Annotated in this window: 18 protein-coding genes; all 18 read right to left on the bottom strand. The window is 71.8% G+C overall.

Going from position 1 to position 21,676, the window contains the following annotated elements; genetic code table 11:
• Positions 1 to 48: 48 nt before the first annotated feature.
• Entirely contained in the window at positions 49 to 1,371 is a 1,323-nt protein-coding gene (locus FFT09_RS21455) for a lysine N(6)-hydroxylase/L-ornithine N(5)-oxygenase family protein (RefSeq protein ID WP_138383814.1), read from the bottom strand.
• Positions 1,371 to 1,928: a GNAT family N-acetyltransferase gene (locus FFT09_RS21460; RefSeq protein ID WP_138383815.1), complete on the bottom strand. Its 558-nt coding sequence runs from the start codon at positions 1,926 to 1,928 to the stop codon at positions 1,371 to 1,373. The genes FFT09_RS21455 and FFT09_RS21460 overlap by 1 nt, the downstream gene beginning before the upstream one ends.
• Positions 1,925 to 3,727, bottom strand: coding sequence for an IucA/IucC family protein (locus tag FFT09_RS21465; protein WP_138383816.1), 1,803 nt, complete (start codon positions 3,725 to 3,727; stop codon positions 1,925 to 1,927). The genes FFT09_RS21460 and FFT09_RS21465 overlap by 4 nt, the downstream gene beginning before the upstream one ends.
• Positions 3,724 to 5,280, bottom strand: coding sequence for a pyridoxal phosphate-dependent decarboxylase family protein (locus tag FFT09_RS21470; RefSeq protein WP_244231454.1), 1,557 nt, complete (start codon positions 5,278 to 5,280; stop codon positions 3,724 to 3,726). The genes FFT09_RS21465 and FFT09_RS21470 overlap by 4 nt, the downstream gene beginning before the upstream one ends.
• A 53-nt stretch (positions 5,281 to 5,333) precedes the next feature.
• Positions 5,334 to 7,184 (bottom strand): IucA/IucC family protein, encoded by a 1,851-nt coding sequence (locus FFT09_RS21475; protein ID WP_138383818.1) that lies wholly within the window; start codon positions 7,182 to 7,184, stop codon positions 5,334 to 5,336.
• A 121-nt stretch (positions 7,185 to 7,305) separates the two neighbouring features.
• A complete protein-coding gene (locus FFT09_RS21480; RefSeq protein ID WP_138383819.1) occupies positions 7,306 to 9,279 on the bottom strand; it encodes an iron ABC transporter permease in 1,974 nt (657 codons plus the stop codon).
• A gap of 90 nt (positions 9,280 to 9,369) precedes the next feature.
• Positions 9,370 to 10,359 carry an ABC transporter substrate-binding protein gene (locus FFT09_RS21485; protein WP_138383820.1) on the bottom strand — a complete coding sequence of 330 codons (990 nt, stop codon included), beginning with the start codon at positions 10,357 to 10,359 and terminating at the stop codon, positions 9,370 to 9,372.
• A gap of 37 nt (positions 10,360 to 10,396) precedes the next feature.
• Positions 10,397 to 11,194, bottom strand: coding sequence for an ABC transporter ATP-binding protein (locus tag FFT09_RS21490; protein ID WP_081190481.1), 798 nt, complete (start codon positions 11,192 to 11,194; stop codon positions 10,397 to 10,399).
• Between the two features lie 127 nt (positions 11,195 to 11,321).
• A complete protein-coding gene (locus FFT09_RS21495; protein ID WP_138383821.1) occupies positions 11,322 to 12,239 on the bottom strand; it encodes a siderophore-interacting protein in 918 nt (305 codons plus the stop codon).
• Positions 12,240 to 12,815: 576 nt separating this feature from the next.
• Complete coding sequence (locus tag FFT09_RS21500; RefSeq protein ID WP_244231455.1) at positions 12,816 to 13,418, bottom strand: hypothetical protein; 603 nt, start codon at positions 13,416 to 13,418, stop codon at positions 12,816 to 12,818.
• 201 nt (positions 13,419 to 13,619) lie between these two features.
• On the bottom strand, positions 13,620 to 14,282 hold the full coding sequence (locus FFT09_RS21505) for a response regulator (RefSeq protein ID WP_024877355.1): 663 nt from the start codon (positions 14,280 to 14,282) through the stop codon (positions 13,620 to 13,622).
• Positions 14,282 to 15,556: a sensor histidine kinase gene (locus FFT09_RS21510; protein ID WP_167305423.1), complete on the bottom strand. Its 1,275-nt coding sequence runs from the start codon at positions 15,554 to 15,556 to the stop codon at positions 14,282 to 14,284. The genes FFT09_RS21505 and FFT09_RS21510 overlap by 1 nt, the downstream gene beginning before the upstream one ends.
• A 76-nt stretch (positions 15,557 to 15,632) precedes the next feature.
• On the bottom strand, positions 15,633 to 16,367 hold the full coding sequence (locus tag FFT09_RS21515) for a class I SAM-dependent methyltransferase (RefSeq protein WP_138383825.1): 735 nt from the start codon (positions 16,365 to 16,367) through the stop codon (positions 15,633 to 15,635).
• A gap of 127 nt (positions 16,368 to 16,494) precedes the next feature.
• Entirely contained in the window at positions 16,495 to 17,493 is a 999-nt protein-coding gene (locus FFT09_RS21520; RefSeq protein WP_138383826.1) for a zinc-binding dehydrogenase, read from the bottom strand.
• Between the two features lie 8 nt (positions 17,494 to 17,501).
• Complete coding sequence (locus tag FFT09_RS21525) at positions 17,502 to 18,365, bottom strand: 3-hydroxybutyryl-CoA dehydrogenase (RefSeq protein ID WP_024877351.1); 864 nt, start codon at positions 18,363 to 18,365, stop codon at positions 17,502 to 17,504.
• On the bottom strand, positions 18,362 to 19,366 hold the full coding sequence (locus FFT09_RS21530; RefSeq protein ID WP_138383827.1) for a 3-oxoacyl-ACP synthase III family protein: 1,005 nt from the start codon (positions 19,364 to 19,366) through the stop codon (positions 18,362 to 18,364). The genes FFT09_RS21525 and FFT09_RS21530 overlap by 4 nt, the downstream gene beginning before the upstream one ends.
• Positions 19,363 to 20,697, bottom strand: a complete 1,335-nt coding sequence (gene ccrA, locus FFT09_RS21535; protein ID WP_024877349.1) for a crotonyl-CoA carboxylase/reductase — start codon at positions 20,695 to 20,697, stop codon at positions 19,363 to 19,365. The genes FFT09_RS21530 and ccrA overlap by 4 nt, the downstream gene beginning before the upstream one ends.
• A gap of 22 nt (positions 20,698 to 20,719) precedes the next feature.
• The gene (locus FFT09_RS21540) at positions 20,720 to 21,670 is read right to left on the bottom strand and encodes a quinone oxidoreductase family protein (RefSeq protein WP_081190488.1); all 951 of its coding nucleotides are present in this window, start codon (positions 21,668 to 21,670) and stop codon (positions 20,720 to 20,722) included.
• Positions 21,671 to 21,676 lie beyond the last annotated feature (6 nt).

Raw genomic sequence — 21,676 nt, forward strand, 5'->3', positions numbered from 1 at the left:
GCTCCGGGCCCGCCGCCCGCCATTCACCGGATCGGGCGACGTCAGCGCCTACCCCTCGGGGGCCGGGGTGGTGAAGCTGGTGAACGCCGTGTTCTTCGGCAGGCGGAAGACCTCCCGGCCCGCGACCGCGTTGAGGACCGTGGCGTTGCGGTAGGCGCCGATGCCGAGGTCCGGCGCTGCGACGCCGTGGCTGTGCAGGTCGGCGTTCGACACGAACATCCGGCCGGAGACGGCGGGGTCGAGTTCCACCGAATGATCACGCCGCACGCGGTACCGGCCCCGCTGGTCCCGGCGCACGAGCGGTTCGAGCCCGGCGAGGAACCCGGGTGTGCGCTGCCGGTATCCGGTGGCCGCGACGACCAGGTCGGTGCGGTGCTCGAACCGGGTCGCTGTGTCCCGCTGGTGACAGGTCAGCACGACCTCGCCGGTGCGGTCGTCGACGGCCGCGTCCTCGACCGCCACCGCGCAGCGCAGCCGGACCGGAGCGGGGCCGTCGTCCAGCTCCCGCCGGTACAGCTCGTCGTGGATCTCCTCCAGCGTCTCCGCCGAGATCCCCTTGTAGTGGCGCCACTGCCGGGCGACCAGCTCGTCACGCACCGGCTCGGGCAGCCCGTGAAAGTAGTCCACATAGGCCGGAGTGGTCATCTCCAGCACCAGTTTCGTGTAGTCCAGCGGGGCGAACGACTCGGTGCGGGTCAGCCAGTCCACGGCCGGGCCCCCGGCCCGGTTGCGCCGCAGCAGATCGAGCGCGACCTCCGCGCCCGACTGACCGGAGCCCACCACCGTCACCCTCCCCGCTTCGGCCACATCGGCGTCGCGGTCCAGGTAGTCGGCGGTGTGCAGCACCCGCTCGGCGGGGAGCTCACCCAGCGCGTCCGGTAGCGCCGGTTCGGTGCCGATCCCGAGCACGACGTTGCGGGCGGCAGCGGTGTGGACGCCGCCATCGGAACACTCGACCCGCACGAGGAACCGCTGCCGCGTGTCATCCCAGGACACCGAGCACACGCGGTGCCCGAACCGGACGGTGTCCAGTCTCGCCGCCGCCCAGCGCAGGTAGTCCTCGTACTCCCGCCGGGTCGGGTGGAACTGCTCGCGCACGTAGAACGGATACATGCGGTCCACGTCCCGCAGGTAACACAGGAACGACAGCGGGTGGGTGGGCTCGACCAGGGTCACCAGGTCGGCGAGGAAGCTCACCTGGAGCCGCGCCTCGTCGAACATCACCCCCGGATGCCAGCGCAGCTCCGACCGCTGCTCGAACACCACGAGGTCGACGTCGTCCACCCCGTCGGCGAGCGCCGCCAGGCCCAGGTTGAACGGCCCGCACCCGACGGCCACCACGTCGTACTCGGTCTCCGGTGCGCCGCGCATCACGGCCTCCTCCGCTCGTAGGTCAGGACGACGGCCGTCTTGTCCGGCAGGACGACCGTCTCGCCCGGGACGAAACCGGCGCGCCGGAACGCGGTCAGCGACGCGCCGTTGCCCGCGTCCGGCTCGGCGACGACCCGCCGGCACGCGGCGTCGGCCGCGAGCAGGCCGTCCGCGAGCGCGGCCAGCAGCGCCGTGCCGTGTCCGCGCCCGGTGCGCCGCTGCTGGCCGATCGCGAGGTGGACGCCGAGGTCGTGGGCGTCGTGCGTGACGTAGTCGGCGAGCCGGTCCCGTGCCACCCGGTAGACCTCGACGTAGGCGAGATCGGCACCGTCGAGCGCGACCAGGCATGGCAGCGAATGCGTTCCGGCCCGCTGCCGCGCGATCTCGTCGCGCCAGCGCGGCAGCGGCCAGTCCTGTCTCCAGTACCGCGCGACGTGCGGCTCGGTCATCCAGCGCTGGATCAGCGGCGCATCGTGCTCGACCGACGCGACGCGCACCGACCAGGGCTCGCCCAGCCTGGGCAGGGGCGGCGGCCCGACCGCGGGGTGGGCGCTCATCGGGCCTCCGTCCACAGTGGGTTGGGCGCGTCCAGATACACCGACTGCGCGTCCAGCGACGCGAGCACCTCGTCGATGCCGTGCAGGCGGGTCAGCAGGTTGCCCTTGCACGGCAGCGAGCGGGCGTGCAGCCAGCGGCGGGCCAGCCGGTCGCCGTCCGGTCCGGCCTCGGCCAGCGCGGGCAGCGCCGCGCGCAGCCGGTCGGCCAGGACGCCGAGCAGGTCGGGCTCGCTCGCCAGGCCGTCCACGGCGAGGCAGCCCACCACCGCGAACGCCTGATTACGCAGCAGGTAGTACGACAGCCGCTCGTCCACGATCTCGTCGGCCACGACCGCCAGCGTCGACGACTCACCACCCAGCAGGGCGCGCACTCGCGGCTCGTGGGAGGCGGCCAGGTAGTAGCCCTGATTGTCCCGGAACGCCGCCCCGGCGACCCCGCCCCGGTCGTCGAGGCGCACCAGCGTGTTCTGCTGGTGCGCCTCCAGCCCGATCCCGGTGGCGGCGTAGAGGTGGAGCATCGGCACGAGCACCCGGTCGGTGTAGTCGGCGACCCAGCGCCGCGCGTCGCCCCAGGTCGCGACCAGTTCGGCGAGCCTGCTGGGGCCCTCGCCCGGTCGCGGCGCGACCAGCCCGGCCAGGCAGCGCAGGGCGCCGATGCCCTCGGGCACCTCCCGCACCGCGACGTCGAGCCCGGTCACGTCCGGCCCCTGCGGGCGGTCGGGCTCGTCCACGGCCAGCCAGGCCGGGTCCGTGGTGATGGTGAAGCCAGGGTGCGCGGTGGCGGTGGCGGTGGCGTAACCGGCGTCGAGCAAGCGGTTGATCTCCAGACCGCGCCGGAGTTCGGTGCGGGTGGACTCCCGTCTGGAGTTCGTCAGCCGCAGCCCGAGTGAGAGCTTGAGCATCACCTCGGCGTCCGGGCGGTACAGCGTGCGCACGCTGGAGGTCGGCCACCATTCCGGGCCGAGCGGACCGAGCGGTTCCAGCAGGCCCGCCCCGACGAGCGCGGCGATGCGGGGCCGGTTCGGCAGCTCCCGGGCCTGCCACGGATGTGCGGGCACGAGCACCCGCCCGTCGTCGGGTCCGTCCTCGGCGAGGCCCGCGAGCAGGCGCACGGTGTCGCGGCCGCCGAGCGCCGGGGCGCCCACGACGGCGTCGTGGGACACGATCGTGGGGTCGGCGGCGAACCAGTGCAGGCGAAACGACCCGCGCCGCTCGGGTGAGTAGAGCGCGGACTCCCGATCGGAGAGGCCGTCGCGGCTCTTCGGCGCCGGGTGGTTCAGGTGGCCGAGGACGAGGGCCTGCTCGGCGTCCAGAAATCCGTCCACTCCCTCGGGTGGGACGGGATGGTCCCGGCGGTGGGCCACGAACGAGGTGACCCGCCGGACCGATTCGGCCGTGCGCTCGACCAGGTCGGCCACCTCACCGGAGGGCACACCGCCGTGCCGGTCACCGACCCCGGACGCCGCCTCGGCGGCCAGCAGGGCGGTGGCGACCACGGGATCGGCCCGCGCGCCGAGCGGCCCGGCGGGGCCCTCGACGGTCACCGGCCCGAACCGGTGCCACCCGGTCGGCGAGCAGTGCCGCACCTCGGTGACCAGCGTGAGACCGGTGGCGGGCAGGGTGAGCCGCAGCGGGCCCGCCTCGATGCGGCACGCGGTCTCGGTGAGCCAGCAGCGCAGCAACGCCTCCAGGTGCGCGTGCTCCGCGGCGACCCGCGCGTCGGAATCGTGCAGCGGATCACCGTCCCGCGCGGCGTGCGGTGCGGGCTCCCGCCGCCGGCCCGTCCCGGTCGCGGTCATCGCGCCTCCTCCTCGGTCTCGCCAGTCCCGCGCCGTCCCGCGCGCAGCACCCGGTCGATCAGCTCGTCGATGTCGCGCGGCGTGGCCGCGGGGTTGAGCAGGGTGAACTTCAGGCAGACCCGCTCGCGGACGGTGGTCCGGCCGATCAGCGCCTCGCCGGATTCGAGCAGCCTGCGCCGCAGCGCGCCGTTGATCCGGTCGAGCCGGTCCTCGCCGACGTCCCCGGCAGCACCACCGCGGTACCGGAACACCACGGTGGTCAGCTCGGCACCGGCGACTAGTTCCAGCTCGGGCTCGGCCGCGATGCGCCGCTGCGCGTGCGTGGCGAGGTCGTGGCAGACCTCGACCATGCGGCCGATCCCGCCGCGGCCGTGCGCGAGCAGGGTCGCCGCGACCTTCACCGCGTCGGGCCGGCGCGTGGTCTGGAGGCTGCGCCCCAGGAGGCCGTCGTAGCCCGCGTCGCTGTCGTCGGCCGGGTTGAGATAGCCGACGGTGCGCTCCAGCGGCTGGAACCCGCCCGCGTCACCCACCAGCAACGCGCTGGCCGAGGCCGGTTGCCAGCCGACCTTGTGCAGGTCGACGGTGATCGAGTCGGCGAGTTCGATCCCGGCAAGCCGGTCGGCCAGCCGGTCGGAGAACAGGGCTCCGAAGCCGTAGGCGGCGTCCACGTGCAGCCACACGCCGTGCTCGGCGGCGATCTCCGCGAGCTGCGGGAGCGGGTCGACCGAGCCGAAGTCGGTGGAGCCCGCGGTCGCGACGATCGCGACGGGCGTGCCCGCACCCCGCGCGGCGCGCAGCGCGGGGTGCAGCGCGTCGGGACGCATGCGGCGGTGGGCGTCCACGGCCACGGGCCGCACGGCCCGCTCGCCGAGGCCGAGCGCCGCGCACGCCCGGTGGACCGAGAAATGTGCCAGCTCGGAGCACAGCACCACGGGGCAGGGCAACGCGGCCACGCCGTCGTCGCGCACGTCCACTCCGTGCGCGCGGGCGGCGCTGTCCCGCGCCAGCAGGAGCCCGAGCAGGTTGGACAGCGAGCCGCCGGGAGTGAGCACGCCGTCGGCGCTGGTTCCCAGCCCGGCCAGCCTGGTCAGGCACCGCACCACCCAGCGCTCGACCGCCAGCGCCGAACCAGCCGAGTCGTAGGTGTCCAGCGAGGCGTTGCCCGCGCTGGCCAGTGCGTCGGCGGCCACCGCGACGGCCAGCGGGGGCGGTTGCAGGTGCGCCGCCGCATGCGGGTGCGAGAGGTCGATCCCGAACTCGGCGAGCAGCGTGGCGAGCCTGCGCAACGCGGCGTCCGTGCCGATCCCGTTCTCGGGAAGCGTTGGGGGCCCGAGCGCACCGGCAGCCTCAGCCAGCACCTCGGCCGGTGTTCCCCGGGGCGCGGGCCCGCCGCTGCGCCGGGCGGCGCGGGCCGAGGCCAGCGCTCCGGCCAGTGCCGCCACGACCTCGGCCGCACCCGGGTCGGCCCCCGCGAGGATCGAGGGAGGAAACGCACCGGGACGGTGCCCGGTCGCATTCGACGCGCTCTGTGCCGTCTCGACGGTCTGGGGCAAGGGAGGTTCTCCTCGTTCCGGGAGAGGGCGGGCAGGATCGGTACCGCACCTGGTCATGCCAGCGGGTTGGGCAGGGTGCCGTTCGGGTGCAGCGCGTGCCGCAGCGCGCGGTCGCCGTAGCGGGTGACGACGATGCGGTCCCGGTTGAGCGCGTAGCGCGGGATCTCCGGTGAGAGCAGGTCGTACTCGCCGAAGCGGTCGGCCAGCTCGGGATGCCTGCGCTGAACGTCGAGGACGGTCCGGCGCGCCAGGGCCCAGAACCGCTGTTCGGGCACGCCGAGCTGTTCGGAGCACAACGGCGCCAGGTAGCGGAAGTGCCCGACGAACACCTGGTCCAGCACGTGCTGGCGGATCACGAAGGGAGGTTTGCGCGGCAGGACGTGGTCGTGCCCGTCGGGTTCGGGACCGCGTTCGGCCACGTCGGTGTCGGACACGCAGACGTCGTCGACGAAGTCCTTGAGGTAGAGCCGCCGGGGCACCTCGCGCTCGTCGAAGCCGAGCAGGGTGTTCTGGCCGTGCGGGTTGAAGGTCACGCCGTAGCGGTAGAGGACGCGCAGGATGGGACTCAGGACCGTGTCGAACAAGTGGTGCAGCCATTCCTCGGCCGGCAGCCCGGAGGCCCGCACGAGCTCGGCCACGAAGGCCGTGCCCTCGTCGTCGACGTGGAGCAGGGACGCGAAGGTGCGGACGCGCTCTGCCTCGTCGGCATAGCCGAGCGCGGACTCGCGCCAAATGCAGCCCAGCGTCTCCAGGTGCTGGTAGGGAACCTCGTCCACTTGCGACAGATAGGGGTGGCGGACGGTCACCGAGGCCACCTCGCCGAGGAACACCGTGCGCCCGTGCTCGGTCAGCACCGGATCGGCGGCCAGCAGGCCGCGCAGCCACTCGCTGACCACCGGAGCGCCCATCGTGCAGTGCGGCGGGATTCCCCGCCACACCAGGGTGTTGAGAATCTTCAGCGGGAGCTTGACGTCGAAGCGGCCGGGCGTGGTGATGTTGGCCATGGTGCGGATCGACTGGCCCGGCAGATACTCGTCGGGGCTCTCGCCCAGCGGGACGATGCGCCGCTGGGCGACGTCGGCCGCGTGCAGGACCTGCACGACGTGGTCCCACTGCCACGGATGCGCGGGCATCCAGACGAACGCGCCGGGATCGAGTCCGTCGGCCCGCAGGGCATCGGCCCAGTCCGCGCGGACGGCGCCGGGCAGTTCGCGGGCCAGCACCTCGTGTTCGGACAGCTCCGAGGTCCCGCGGAACTCGGCGAGCCCGCGATGCACCGCGAGCCACTGAAGCCGGACGGGCGTGCGCGCTTCGGGTGCGTAGCGGCGGGTGTCGCTCGCCGAGAAGCCGACGCGGCCCTTGTTGGCGACGAGCAGCGTGTGCCCGGTCATGCGGGTGTCCAGTTCGGCGTGGGACAGCTCGCGCAGGCTCGCCGACGTCTCCCCGCCTCGGGCGAGGCGCGCGGCGTCCACGGCGAGCGTGGCTTCGAGCTCGGTCAGATACGTCGCCACGGTGGACGGGTCGGTTCCGAGAGTGCCCGCCGCGTCGATCAGGAACTGCAGCGCGTCCCACGCGGGGCGGGCGGACTCGTCGCCGAGCATCCCGGTGGCCGTCCTCGTCACCGAACCGGGCTCCACGCGCAGCCAGCCGAACGCCCCGGCACGCGCGCGGAATCCGTAGCGCACACCGTTGTCCAGCTCGACGCGGTATTCGCCGTCCTCGGTCTCGACGGCCTCCAGCATGTCCTCGAACGTCCACTCCCCGAGGGCCTTCGCCAGCAGCCGCCGGTTGGCCTCCCGCCAGGCCCGCGCACCGACCTCGGGCAGGTCCGGGACCGGGTGCGCGCCGGAAGCGAAGTCGGGGTCGGGCACGTCCGCACGGGGTTCCGTGGCGAGGTCAGGCATGGCTTCTCCGAGTCGTCGACAACGGCAACGCTCAGAGGTTAGGAAAGCCTTGCCTAATTCACAAGCGGCTGACCGGGTTGTTCCACGTTGCGATCATCACGCTCGGCGACGACGGAGCAGGTCACGCCGTCGCGCTGCGGCGCAGCAGCCAGACCAGGTAGGGAGCGCCGACCAGGGCCGTGACCACACCGACCGGGATCTCCAGCGGGGCCAGCAGTGCCCGGCCGAGCCCGTCGGCGGTGACCACCAGGACCGCACCGAGCACGGCGGTCATCGGCACCAGCCTCGCCGTGGCGGACCCCACGATGCGGCGCGCGAGGTGTGGCGCGACCAGGCCGACGAACCCGACCGTGCCGACCGTGGCCGCCGTGCCCGCGGCCAGCACGGCGGCACCGCCGAGCACGAGCAGGCGCGTGCGGCCCAGCGGGAGCCCGAATGCGCGGGGCAGGTCGTCCCCGAGCGCCAGCATGTCGACCGGCCGTGCGGCCACCACCAGGAGCACGGCGACCACGACAGGAGCGACCAGCCAGCCCAGCACCGACAGATCTCGCGCGTAGGTGCTGCCGGACAGCCAGGTCAGCGCGGCGGAGAGGTTCATCTGCGCGCCGACCACCATCAGATGCACCAGTGCCGTTGCGGTGTACGCGCAGCCGAGTCCGACCAGCACGACCCGGGTGGGGTCGAGTCCGGACCCCCGGCGGGCGAGCGCCACCACCAGCCCGAGCGAGAGCACCGCACCGAGGGCGGCGGCCAGCGGCAGCGCGGCGGCGGGCGCGGTCGGCACGACCAGGATCATGAACACCGCACCCACGGCGGAACCCTGCGTGACGCCCAGCAGGCCGGGCTCGGCCAGCGGATTGCGCACCACGGCCTGCACCGCCGCCCCCGCCACCGCGAGGCACGCTCCCGCCACGACGGCGATGAGAATGCGGGGCAGCCGGTAGCCGAGCATGTCCTGCGACAACTGGTCGCCGCCACCGGTCACCACGGCCGCGATCTGCGACCAGCTCACGTCGACGTCGCCGATGCGCAGGCCCACGACGACGGCCGCGACGAGCGCGGCGACCCCGACGGCGAGGGCAGCGGCGTAGCCGCGCCGGCCCAGCGGACGGGACGTGGCCACGGCCGCTCCGACCTCGGCGTCGCCGGTGATGATCCGCCGGGCCAGGAGCACGAACACCGGGCCACCGAGCAGCGCGGTCACCACCCCGACCGGGAGCTCGCCGTAGCCGGCCGAGGGCGGCAGCACGAGTTGTGCCGCCGCGTCGGCCGCGAGCACCAGCACGGCACCGAACGCCCCGGCCAGGGGCAGTCGCGCGGCGTGTCCGCCGACGCCCAGCAACCGCACGGCGACGGCGGCGATCAACCCGACGAAGGCGACCGGACCCGCCACCGTGACCGCGGCGGCCGACAGCACGACGGCCAGCACCAGCGCGGTGAATCGGGTCCGGCCGACCCGCACGCCGAGTGACTGCGCCGTCTCGTCGCCCAGCGAGATCAAATCGATCGGGCGCGACAGCAGTTGCGCCAGCGGCAGCACGCAGAGCACCAGGACGCCGAGCACGACCGGGCGGTCGAGCCCGGTCTGCAACAGCGACCCCTGACCCCAGAAGTACAGGCCGCGCGTGGAGTTCTCGTCGACGATCTGAAGGAACTCCGCGATGGCCATCCCGGCGAGGCCCACCGTGGCACCGGCGAGCAGCACCCGGCCCGGGGTGAGCACTCCGCCCGCCGTGAGCAGGGAGACCACCACCATCGCCGCCAGCCCGCCCGCGAACGCCACCCCGCCGCCGGTGAGCAGGCCGAGGTCGACCCCGGTGAACGCGACCGCGACGACCGCGAGGTAGGCCCCGGCGTTGATGCCGAGCGTGTCGGGCGCGGCGAGCGGGTTGCGGGTGACGCCCTGGATGAGGGTGCCCGCGACACCGAGCGCGATCCCGGTGACGAGACCCGCCAGCGTGCGCGGAAGCCGCGCCCCCCACAGCACGGCCTCCACACGGGGGTCCGCGTCACCGGTCAGTACGCCCGCCAGCTCGGCGAGCCCCACACCGGAGGCGCCGAGCCCGAGATGGACGAGCGCGACCGCAAGCAGCATGACCGCGGTCGCTCCGCCCAGCAGCACACCGGAGGCTCGCGTCCCGGATCGCCTGTCACCTTTGAGCACGCCGAGATTTTTCCGGACCGATCAGGCGTCGAGGGCCTGGGCTGTCTCGTCCAGCAACTGCATGGCCGACAGCGGGCCGCCGAACAGCCACGTGCCCGGGTCGAGCGCGCGAACCCGGTCCTCGGCGACGAACGGCAGTTCCGTCCACACGGGATTGTCGGCGAGCGCACCGGTGAACGGATCGTCCGACTCGAGTGCCACGTAGAGGAAGGTGGCGTCCTCGTCGACTCGGGTCAGCGCCTCCACTCCCACGGTGGTCATACCCCAGTCGTCCGGCTCTCCGCGCCAGCCGTTGGTCAGGCCGGCCGACTCCAGCAGGGACGCGGACAGCGACTCGCTGGTCATCATCCGGATTCCCGGTGCGCCCTCCGTCGTGTAGCCCTGGGCGAGCGCGAAGGGGCGTCCCTCCGCCTCGGCCTCCGCCAGCGACTCGCTCACCGAGTCGATCTTCGCGTCGAGGTCGGCGAGCACGCCGTCGGCCTCGTCCTGCTTGCCGACCGCCTTCGCCAGCTCACCGAAGTTGGTCCGCATGGTCTCCAGCTGCGGCGACTCCGTCGGCTGGAAGGCCAGCACCGGGGCGATGTCGCGCAGCTGGTCGATGTTGGCGCTGAGCCGGTCGACGTCGGAGACGATCAGGTCGGGATCGAGCGACTTGATCTTCTCGATGCTCGGTTCCTGCCGCGACCCGACCTCGGTCACCCCGTCGGGCAGCTGCGCTCCGTCAGCGGTGACCCAGCTGTCGTAGGACTCCCCGTCGGCCACGCCCACCGGCGTCACACCCAGCGCCAGCAGCTCCTCCGTGTACGCCCATTCGAGGGACACGACCTTGGTGGCGGGTTCGCTCAACTCCACGGGACCGTGGGCGGTGGCGACGCTGATCGCACCGTCCGGCGAGGTGGTGTTCTCGGCTCCGGGATCGGCGACCGTGCCTCCGCCGCCGCACCCGGCCAACGCCAGGGCCATCGCGGCGGCGGCGCCGGTCGCCTTGAGCGCGCGTGCGGGACTGTTCATGGAGCTCTCCTCTGCCGGGATCGGTGGGGACGTTCGGTCAGCGCCGCGCCGGGCGCCTGCGGGGGAAGCAGGTCAGGTGCCCCGTCTCCGGGTCGCGCAGCACGTCGACGTCCAGGCCGAAGGCGTGGTGGACGGCGCCGGAGGTCAGCACGTCCTCGGGCGGGCCGGAGCGCAGGACGCGGCCGTCGGCGACGACCACGACCTTGTCGCCGTAGGCGGCGGCGTGCATCAGGTCGTGCAGCACGACCCCGCAGGCGATGTCGTGGTCACGGGCGAGTGTGCGCACCACGTCGAGCACCTCGAACTGGTGCCGCAGGTCCAGGTAGGTCGTCGGCTCGTCGAGCAGCAGGATCTTCGCCCGCTGCGCGAGCACGGTGGCCAGCCACACGCGCTGGCGCTCCCCGCCCGAGAGCTCGTCGAGGCGCTTTCCCGCCAGCGGCTCGGCGTCGGTCACCGACAGGGCCCACGCGATCGCGTCGGCGTCCTCGGCCGTGTGCCGGGCGAACGCGCCGCGATGGGCGTAGCGCCCGTGCCGGACGAGTTCGCGGACCGTGACCCCGGCGGGCACCTGCGACGACTGCGGCAGAAACGCCACCCGCTGCGACAGGGCACGGCGGGACAGCGAGCCGAGGGCCGCGCCGTCGACCGTGATCGACCCGCTGAGAGCGGGCAGCAACCCGGCCACCGTGCGCAACAGGGTCGACTTGCCACAGCCGTTGGGGCCCACGAGTACCGTGACCTCGCCCGCCGCGAGTGTGAGATCCACGTCGGCGAGGACGCGGCGCTTGCCGTATCCGACATCGAGGCCGTCGACCGCCACGCTGATGTCACCCACAGCCGCACACCTCCTGTTCGCCACGGGAAACCGTACCGCATTAGGTAAACCAAACCTAATAAGTTCGGCGAACAAGTTCGTCGTCCCGATCACACCGCCCGGAGACGGCCCTGGGCTCGCGAGCCGGTCACACCGCGTTCGCGCCGCGACGCCAGTACCCCATGAAGGCGACGGTCGACGGGTCCACCCCGAGCTGCCCCACCAGCCGCCTGCGCAGTGTCGTGACGACCCCGGCCTCACCGGCCAGCCAGGTGAAGGTTCCGGTCGGCACCGCGGCACTCGGGTCGGGCACCTCCCAGATCGGGGCGGTGCCGTCGGATTCGTGTGCGATGACGTTGTCCCGCCCCACGCGAAGCACGGGCCTCCGCGCCGCCGCCTCGGACACCGCGGGGATCAGCAGGCTCCCGTGCGCGGCGCCGTGCCGGGCGAGCCAGGTGACCGTCACTCCGGCGGGCGCGACGACAGGACGCACGTCGTCCCGGTGCGGCACTTCGAGCAGGGCCGCTCCCCGCATACCGGACGGCAGGCGCTCCAGGATGTTCACCACGGCCGGAACGGCGGTCTCGTCCCCGGCCAGCAGGACCGTGCTGGTGCCGCTGGGCGGGCGGAAGCCCACACCCCGGTGCTCACCGGGATACCGGGCGTCCGGCCCGACGAGGCCCACCCGGTCGCCGGGAACCGCGGCGGCGGCCCAGCGCGACGCCGTCGCGCTGTCGCCGTGGACGACGAACTCGACATCGACCTCCGCCGAGGCGGGACGGACCGCGCGCACCGTGTACGTGCGCAGCGCGGGGCGTTCCCGCTCCGGCAGAGCGCGCCACCGTTCGTGCCAGTCGGTGCCCCAGGCGAGCTCATCGAGTGTCCGGCCCGGCAGCGGGAACACGACCTTGATCCGTTGGTCGAACCCGTTGTCGGCGAAGGCGTCGAGCTCGGGCCCGGTGAACGTGACACGCACGAAACTCGGACCGAGCCGCACGGCACGCCGCACCTCGACCTGGAACAGCCGATAGGCATGCGTCGCCCGCCGCTCCGTCGTCCGGATCATGCCGCATCCACTCCGTCCCGCGCGAACGTTCCGCCTCTGGATTTAGGTTAGCCTAAACTACAGCAGGCGACACGGCGGGTGCGGCCCGCAGACGCTCGCGGCCGATCCCCAAGCCCGTGAAATCGCGCGCCGGGGCCCGCGTATTACACGCTCGACCTGCGAATTTTCCCACTGGCGTCGCGCTGGTCACGGATGGCATATTGACGGTGCGAACGGGGAACTCCCCCTCGCAAGAGGCGGTACCGGCCTTCCACATCGTGCGAGCGCGGCAGTGCGGGTGTCGGAAAGCCCTTCGGCCTCTCGACAAGACGGGACGACGGCGCGGTACGAAGGGAGGTGTCGTTCATGCAGAAGCTGTATGCCGCGATTCGTCGCTACATCGGTGAGCTCAACCGGGCTCAGGATGTCGCCCGCGGCCTGGCCCAGTTCCGGGGCGAGGTCACCGGCCGCTGAAACCCCCGTCGACACCCATGATGGTCCGGCGACCCCACGCCGCAGTCGTCGCCGAACCACTCAGTTTTCCCGGGTGCCGGTCGCTTTCGCCGACCGGCACCCGGATCTTTTTGTGCCAGTTACTCAGTGAGCGTGAGCTCGCGGATAGCCGATCTCGACGACGTCGTGGGCCAGGTCCGCCAGCCTGACCTCGGCGTTCAACGACGACACGAGTTCCTGATCCAGCGGCCGCAGGGCATACAGGTCCCTGACCGCCTTCAGGTCTACCGGCATCTCGTAGTAGTCCTCGGCGCAGCACTGGAACGCTTCGGGTGAGTTCTCGACCAGTAATCCGAACAGACTCGTCGCCCCATCAGGGTCGGCGTGCTCCGGAGGAAAGTCGATGGCGCCGTGGTGCCATCGATCGTCCGTCGCCTCCCGCCACAAGCAGGCCGTCACGAGGGGGACGCCGTCCTCGTCGGTAAAGGCGGGCTCGTCGACGAGGTGCCTGAAGATCCCGGGAACGTCGTCGACCACTCCCGGCCAGGGTCCGCCGTCGTCGCCGTACGGACTCATCGGCGATTCGTGGTCGAAGCCGCGGACATAGGCCCCGCCCGCCGAGAACACGATGACGTACTCGTCTCCCGCCCCGTTGTCCATCGAAGCCAGCTCCTCGCCGTCTCCCCACCTGGCGTTGAAGAAGTGGTCCCGGTACCCATGGTCAAGGCTCAGAATCGCGTCGAGCATCGCGAGCGAGCGGCACAGATCCCGCAGAGCGGGGACGGTGGGAAGCCGGCGGGCTACGTCATAGGCAGTCACCGGCTCAGTGGACCGGACACCTCCGACAACTTCTCCCAGCCTGCCGATCTGGCGCGAGCCGCCGTGTTGGCCAGGATTTCGACGTCCTCGGCCCGCCGGTGCGGGCTCCAGTACGGCGGGAGGGACGGGTCAGCCCGGTGGCCGGACGAGCCCGACCTCGTAGGCGAAGATGACCGCCTGGGTCCGGTCCCGCAGTCCCAGCTTGCCGAGTATCCGGCTCACGTGTGTCTTCACCGTCTGCTCCGCGATCACCAAGCCGTCGGCCACCTCGGCGTTGGAGTGCCCCCTGGCCAGCAGCGTCAGCACCTCGGTTTCCCGTTCGGTCAGTTCGTCCAGGCGGACGCGCGGCGGAAAGCGGGGCGCGCCGAGCCGGGCGAACTCGGCCACCAGACGCTTCGTCAACGCGGGAGAGAGCATGGCATCCCCCGCCGCGACCACCCGGATGGCGTGCGTGAGCGCGGACGCCGACGAGTCCTTGAGCAGGAACCCGCTCGCACCGGCTCGCAAGGCGTGGAAAACGTACTCGTCGAGGTCGAAGGTGGTCAGCACCAGTACCTTGGTTCCCGTGCCGTTCGCTCCGGTGATCCGCCGGGTGGCCTCGATGCCGTCCAGGTCCGGCATCCGGACGTCCATCAGCACGACATCCGGCCGCAGCTCACCCACCAGCCGCACCGCGTCACGGCCATCGACGGCCTCCCCGGCAACCTCGATATCCGGCTGCGCCGACAGCAGTACCGACAGCCCTTCCCTGACCAGCTCCTGGTCGTCGGCGAGCAGCACGCTCACGGCCATCAGTGCTCGACCCCACCCAGCGGCAACACGGCCTCCATCGCGTACCCACCCGCCGGCGTCGCACCCACCGTCAGATCTCCTTTCAGCATGGCCACCCGTTCCCGCATCCCGACGACTCCGTGGCCCTGTCCGTTCGCCGCGTACCGCCCTGCCCTCACCCGCGCGGGACCGTTGACGACTTCGAGCCGCAACCGCGACGGCCGGTAGTCGAGCTCGACGCGGACGTCGGCGCCCGGCGCGTGTTTCATGACGTTGTTCAGCCCTTCCTGGATGAGCCGGTAGGCGGACAGCTCCAGCCCCGGGGGCAGCACGACGGCGTCTCCGCTCACGACCATGCTCACCCGGAGTCCGGCGTCCCGCGCTCCGGCGACGAGGTCGGGCACCCGGCTCAGGGTCGGCTGTGGTGCGGACCCCGTGTCGTCGTGCTCGGCCCGCAGCACACCGAGCACGCGCCGCAACTCCGTCAGCGCGTCCTGGGCATGACTCTTGATGGTGGCGAAGCTTTCGGTGAGCCGCTCGTGCGGGTCCGGCACCCGGTAGGGCGCGGCTTCGGCCTGGATCGCGATGACCGACATGTGGTGAGCCAGCACGTCGTGCAGCTCACGGGCGATCCGGCTGCGTTCCTCCAGAACAGCACGGCGCTGCTGCTCGACCATCGTGAGCGCCCGCTGCGCCGCCACCTGCCGTGCCGCCACGGACCGTCCGCGCAACGCGCCCACGGCGATCAGGACCACCGCCGAGAGCACACTCATTTCCTCGACGTCCGACAGCTGGTCACCAGGGGGCATGCGGTACGCCAGCACGACCCCTGCGACCAGGGTGAGCACCCACATCGCCGCCAGGACGCGGGGCCGGACACGCAGTCCGGCGACACCGAGGACACACAGGTACGCCACCGTGCTCGTCTCGGCCCACACCGAACCCCCGGCGTGCCCGCGGGCGAACTCGCTCAGCACGGCCTGCCCGACCAGCGCGAGCCACCAGCCGGCGAGTGGGCGGTACAGGCACAGTGCCAGCGATCCCGCGTACACAAGGCCGAACACCACCGCACCGGCGACGGCCGCACCGGGCAGCGCCGTCGCACCCTGTGCGCCGCCGAGCACCGCGAGCGCGACCACACCGCACCCGGCCAGGAACCGGAGCGACCGGGAGAAGCCGCGGGACCGTTCCGCGCCGGGCCACGGCAGCCGGTCCGCCGACAGCGGGTTGAGGTCACGGGGCAACTCCGCCGCGACCGCGAGGCCCCGCGCCCACAGCGGGTGTCGCGGCGGCATCAGAGTTCCTCGTCGGTCGGTGCGGAAGGGATCAGGTGATTGTGCCGCACACGCGGCCACCATCGCCACGTGAACGTCACCGTGCGAGATCAGCCGTCGCGGGCATGCCCCCGGTTCGGAAGAACACCATCGGATCGCGAGTGCCCGAATGCACCGGGTCGACGAGCCCTCGTTTATGCCGGAACTGCGCGATCCGCTCCCGCACCCCGGGAGCCGCCGCGCGGGACGCGGTGAAGTGCCGCAATCGCCGCCGCCGGAGCCACGCCAGCAGTTCCGCTCCCTCGCTGCGCGGGAGCGGCCGACGGAAGCGGTACACGTCGTGCACGCTCACCCGCGTACTGTCCGCCAGGTCGGGCAGTACCTCGGCCAGGTACCACCGGGCGAATCGCCTGCTGTGCTTGGCGTCGATCAACAGGTGGTCCGTACGGGGAACCCAGTCGCCGCCCATCGTCCGCACATCACCCTGCCGGAAGCTCCACCGGTGCCGGAGTTCACGCGGGACCGTGACAGTGGCCGTGTCGCGGAGGTCGATCGTCAGCAACTGCCCCGCGCCGTTGTCCCGCAGAGCGCGCAGAATCCAGGTGGTGGACCAGCCGTGCAGGGCACCGATCTCCACCACGCGCTCCGGGCGGCGTTGCCGGAGCTGGAGATAGAGCAACTCCGCCTCGATGTCGTCGAGCTGAGCGAGCATGCCGCGTTGCCGGAGTTCGCGCTGCTCCTCCCGCGTGCCCCGCAGCGAGTCCAGGTAGGTGTGATAGAGCTGAATAACCGATTCGGTGGTCAGATCGGCGAGATCGTGCAGTTCGGTCATCAGTGCCTCCCCTCCGTACCGTGGAAGCTACGTCGCCGGGATCGTGCCGAGCGACCCACTCCAGAGCTCACTTTCGCCGTAGCTCTCGGGTAGGGGGTGGTCTGCCCAGCCACAGACGGAGCCCGGCTCAGCCGTCCTCGACGACGACGAGAACCTTGCCCGCCGCACCGGATTCCAGTGCCCGGTAAGCGGCGGCGGCCTCGGACAGCGGGAAGCGGGCGGCCACCGGCGTGACGACCTCCGGGCGTCGCACCGCGAGTTCCAGTGCCTCGCGGATGAGCCCGGCCACGTCCGCGAAACCGTCGACATAGGCTCCCGCGTTGAACTTGGTGACGAACGTGCCTCCCGAGGTGAACAGGTCCCCGAGCGCGGCGTTGGTGACCCCGCCCCCGAGTTGCCCGTAATTGATCAGGCAGCCCCGTGGCGCGAGCATCGCGAGGCTGGTGTGGAACGTGGCAGCCGCCACCGGGTCGAACACCGCGTCGACCCCGCGCCCCCCGGTGGCCTCACGCACGTGTTCGGCGACGTCCCCGGCAGTGCGGTCGACCACGTGGGCGGCACCCAGGCGTGCGGGAACAGCCACCCGCTCGCCTCCGGCGATGCCGATCACCTCGGTCCCGTTCCCACTCAGCCGGGTGACCAGCAGCCGCCCCACCGCACCTGCCGCACCCCAGACCGCGGCCCGCCGCCCCTCCAGCGGCCACACCCTGCTCAGGGCCCCCGCCGCCGCTCCCGCGTGCGCGATCGAGGCCGCCTCCGCGAAGCCCAGGTCGTCAGGGATCGGGACGAGCCGCTCGACCGGCACCACGACGTGGTCGGCGCACGACCCCAGCCAGCCGGTGCCGCACACGCGGGTACCCGGAGCGATCGCGGCGCCGTCACCGGCGGCCACCACGGTTCCGGCGGCCTCGACGCCGACAGCCAGGGGAAACGGCATCGTCACGACGTACCCGCCGGAACGGATCAGGCTGTCCGCGTGGTTCAGCCCGGCCGCCGACACCCTGACGAGTGCCTCCCCCGGCCCCGGCTCGGGCAGTGTCTCGACCGCGACTTCGATGACCTCGGGCCCGCCGGCGCGCCGCGCAAGCGCCACCCGGCGTTCGATGGTGGTTCCGGTGCTGTGCATAGTTCCGATCATCCTTGGTAGGAGTGGAAACCTCGGCCCGACTTCTTCCCCAGCAGCCCCCCGTCGACCATGCGGGACAGCAGCGGAGGTGCGGCGTAGAGCGGTTCCTTGAACTCGTCGTAGAGCCCGGCCGCCACCGCGGCGAGCGTGTCCAGGCCGATCAGGTCGGCGAGTCGCAGCGGCCCCATCGGGTGGCCACAGCCCAGCGTCATGCCCCGGTCCACATCCTCGGCCGAGGCGACGCCGGACTCGACCATGCGCATCGCGGCCAGCAGGTAGGGCACGAGCAGCGCGTTGACGACGAAGCCGGCGCGGTCGGGCGAGCGAATGACCTCCTTGTCCAACAGCTTGATCGCGAACCCCTCGACTCGCTCGACGGTGCGCTCCGCCGTGAGCAGCGAGCCGGTCAGCTCGACCAGCGGCATGGCGGGCACGGGATTGAAGAAGTGTGTGCCCACGACCTGCTCCGGCCTGCGGGTCGCCTGGGCCAGTCTCATGACCGGCAACGAGGAGGTGTTGGTGGCGAAGATGGCGTCGGGGTCGGCCACGATCCGGTCCAGCCGGGCGAACAGGTCGAGCTTGATCGCCTCGTCCTCGGTGACCGCCTCGATCACGAGCTCGCGGTCGGCGAGATCGGCCAGCTCCGTGGTGAACGAGATGCGGTCCAGCAGGGCATCGCGTGCCGCTTCGCTGGTCAGTCCCTTGCGCACGGCACGATCCACTGACGCGGTCACACGCTCCCTTCCCCGCCGGGCCGACTCCGGCGAGCTGACAGCCACGATCACGTCCAGCGCGGCCCCGGCACACACCTCGGCCAGCCCCGAGCCCATCGGTCCACATCCGACAATGCCCACCTTGCTGATGTCACTCACGCGGTCACCTCCGTCGTCCATCGCAGCAGGCAGGAACCCACCGCCATTCCCCCGCCGAATCCGGTCAGCAGGACCAGCTCCCCGTCCCCCAGCTCACCGGCGCGGACCGCGTGGTCCAACGTGACGGCCATCGAGGCCGCGCCGGAGTTGCCGTACCGCTGGAGGGTCAGGTGAGTCCTCGCGTTCTCCAGCCCGAGCAGCTCGTCGAGCCTGCCCAGCAACACGCCGTTGGCCTGGTGGGGCACGAAGTGGTCGACTTCCTCGGCCCGGACCCCGGCCCGCGCGAGCAGGCCCTTCACCGACTGCGGCACGGTGCCCAGGGCGAACTCGGTCACCTCGCGCCCGCGCATCCGCAGGACGTGCCCCACCTCGTCGACCGTCTCGTGCGACGCCGGGTTTCTGCTGCCTCCCGCGTCGACGACCAGCAGCTCGGAGTACTCGCCGTGGCCGCTCATCTCGGTCTCGAGGATGCCGTAGGGCTCGGGAACGGGACCGAGCACCGCCGCACCCGCACCGTCGGCGAGCAGCACCGTCGTGCCGCGATCCGCCGGATCGAGGAAACGGGACCACAGATCAGCAGCCACCACGAGGGCGTAGGCACCCGGGCGGCTCGTCACCAGACCGCGCGCGACGGACAGCGCGTAGGCGAACCCGCTGCACGCGATGTTGATGTCGAAGCACGCCGCGTGATGCGCGCCAAGGGCGCGCTGCACCAGGCACGAGGTCGGCGGTAGCGGCGCGTCTCCCGTCGAGGTCGCCACGATCAGGTAGTCGATCCATTCCGGAGGCAGTCCGATCTGATCGAGCGCCGCCGTCGCCGCCGAGACCGCCAGGTCCGACGTCGCCTCCGAGGGCGCCGCGTGCCGTCTCGATCTGATGAGGGTCTTGCGCTCGATCCACTCGGGGGTCACGCCGAACCGCGGAGCGAGGTCGTCGTTGGTGACCTCGCCTTCGGGCACGTACGAGCCGGTGGCGACGATCCCGGCCGCGGAACGAGTCATTGGTGCCCCACCCCCAGCGGGTTGAGCCGGTCCTCGCCGATCCGCGCACGCTTGGCCGGATCGGTCACCCCCAGCCCGCGCTCCGGCGCGGCACAGAGGACACCGATCTTGCCGATATGCTGGTTGCACTGCACCAGCCGCGACGCTTCGCCGATCTCGCTCAGCGGGTACACGGTGGACAGTACCGGCATGATCCGTCCCAGGTCGACCAGCCGGTTGCTCTCCCACTGCTCCTGCAGGTTCGCGGCGTGACTGCCGATCAGCCGCTTCAGCTTCATCCACAGGTACCGGTTGTCGTACTCGTGCCGGTAGCCGGTGCTCGACCCACAGGTCACCACCGCACCGCCCCGGCGCACGACGAACATCGAGATACCGAAGGTGGCGCGGCCGACGTACTCGAAGACGATGTGGGGATCCTCTCCCGTCTCCCTTCGGATGATCTTACCGAGCCGCTTGCCCGCGGCGATGACACTGTCCGGATCGTCGAGGTCGTCACCGATCCCGATCTCCGACCGGTTGATCACCACGTCGCAACCCAGCGCTCGCAGGCGTTCGGCCTTCTCCTCCGAGCCGACCACGCCGACCGGGATGCCGCCGCCCTGCTTGACCAGCTGGGTGGCGTAGACGCCGAGACCGCCCGCGGCGCCCCAGATCAGCACCACGTCACCCTGCTTCATCCGCGCGCCGCGGTCGCTGACCAGCATGCGATACGCCGTGCTGGCGCAGGCGGGCGTACTGGCGGCCTCCTCCCAGGTCAAGTGCCCGGGCTTGGGGATCAGCTGACTCGCTCGCACCACGGCGTAGTGCGCCAGTCCGCCGAAGTTCGTCTCGTAACCCCATGCTTTCTGACCCTCGCCGAGCATGCCGTCGGCGTGCGTGGCCGGTTCCTGGTCGTCCACCTGGATCGGGCTGGCCAGCACGTGGTCACCCGGGCGCCACCGCCGCACACCCACTCCGGTACGCACGATCACCCCGGCGGCGTCGGAACCGAGCACGTGGTACGGCTGGTCGTGCCTGGCCTCCCAGTACCCACGCTTGCCGTACGCCTTCAAGAAGCTGAAGGTCGGCACCGGCTCGAACGTCCCCGACCACACGGTGTTGTAGTTGATCGAGCTGGCCATCACCGCGATCAGGACCTCGTCGGGCGCGAGTTCGGGCATCGGCACCTCCGACACCCGCAGCGACTTGCGCACGTCCTTGTCCTCGACGCCACGGAACATCTCGACGTCCTCGACGCGGGTGTGCGCGGCCAGATAGGTGGCGGGGACGGGGAGACGGTCGAGCTCTTCGGGGCGTGCGCCGCCGAGGGCCGCTTCGGCAAGAGCGTCCATGATTACCTCTTCTCTCGGGAGTTCAGGGAATGACAACAAAGCGGCGGCCGGGAACGTCCCGCCGCCACGCCGCGGCGACATCGGCCAGTGGCACCGTTTCGGTGTCCACTCGCACCACGCCGCTCGCGGCGTGTCCCAGTACGGTCGACTGCAGGTCGCGAAGGAAGTCGATGGGTGGCGGCGCGCCCGCGCCCATCGTCACCCCCGTGCGGCGCAGAGCGTTCGCCCGCAGCGTGATCTCCGTGCCCGCACTGCTGCCCAGCTGGAGATAGCGGATCTCCGAGGTGACCATGAACCGCCGGGGCAGGGCGTCCAGCAACACCTGCGCGGGGCGGCCCCAGAGGTAGTCCAGAACGACGTCGTAGCCGGACTGACCCGCCGCCTCGCGGAACGCGTCCGCGAGACTCTCCTCGGTCTGGTCCAGGGACACGGTGAGGTCGGCGCCGTACTCACCCAGCGTGGTGAGCACCCGCTCGTTCCGGCCCGCGGCCACGACCCGGCCCGCGCCCAGCAGCTTCGCGATCTGTATCGCGGTCTTCCCCGCTACTCCGGTGCCACCCAGCACCAGCACGGTTTCGCCCGGCCGCAGCTTCGCGCCCCAGGACAGCGCACTCCACGCGGACAGACCGGGGTTCATCATCGCGGCCGCGGTCACGTCGTCGACCTCGTCCGGGATGGGCGTGCACAGCCGCGTCGGTGCGATCGCGAACTCCGCCATCGTGCCGAACGGCGGGCGGGTCACCCCGAAGGAGACCCGCGTTCCGTCCTCCAGCCTGCCGATTCCCTCGGTACCGCAGACGAACGGCACTTCCCGGCCACGGCTGAAGTCACGGTCCGAGGCCACCCACCGGGCCAACGGGGTCAGTGCGGCCGCCGTGACCCGCACCAGTGCTTCCCCCTCGCCGGGCTCCGGCTCGGGGAACTCGGCGAACCGGGGGGTTCCACCGAAGTCGTGCAGTACTGCCGCGTGCATCGAGGG

Source organism: Saccharomonospora piscinae (genome assembly GCF_005862235.1).
GTDB lineage: Bacteria > Actinomycetota > Actinomycetes > Mycobacteriales > Pseudonocardiaceae > Saccharomonospora > Saccharomonospora piscinae.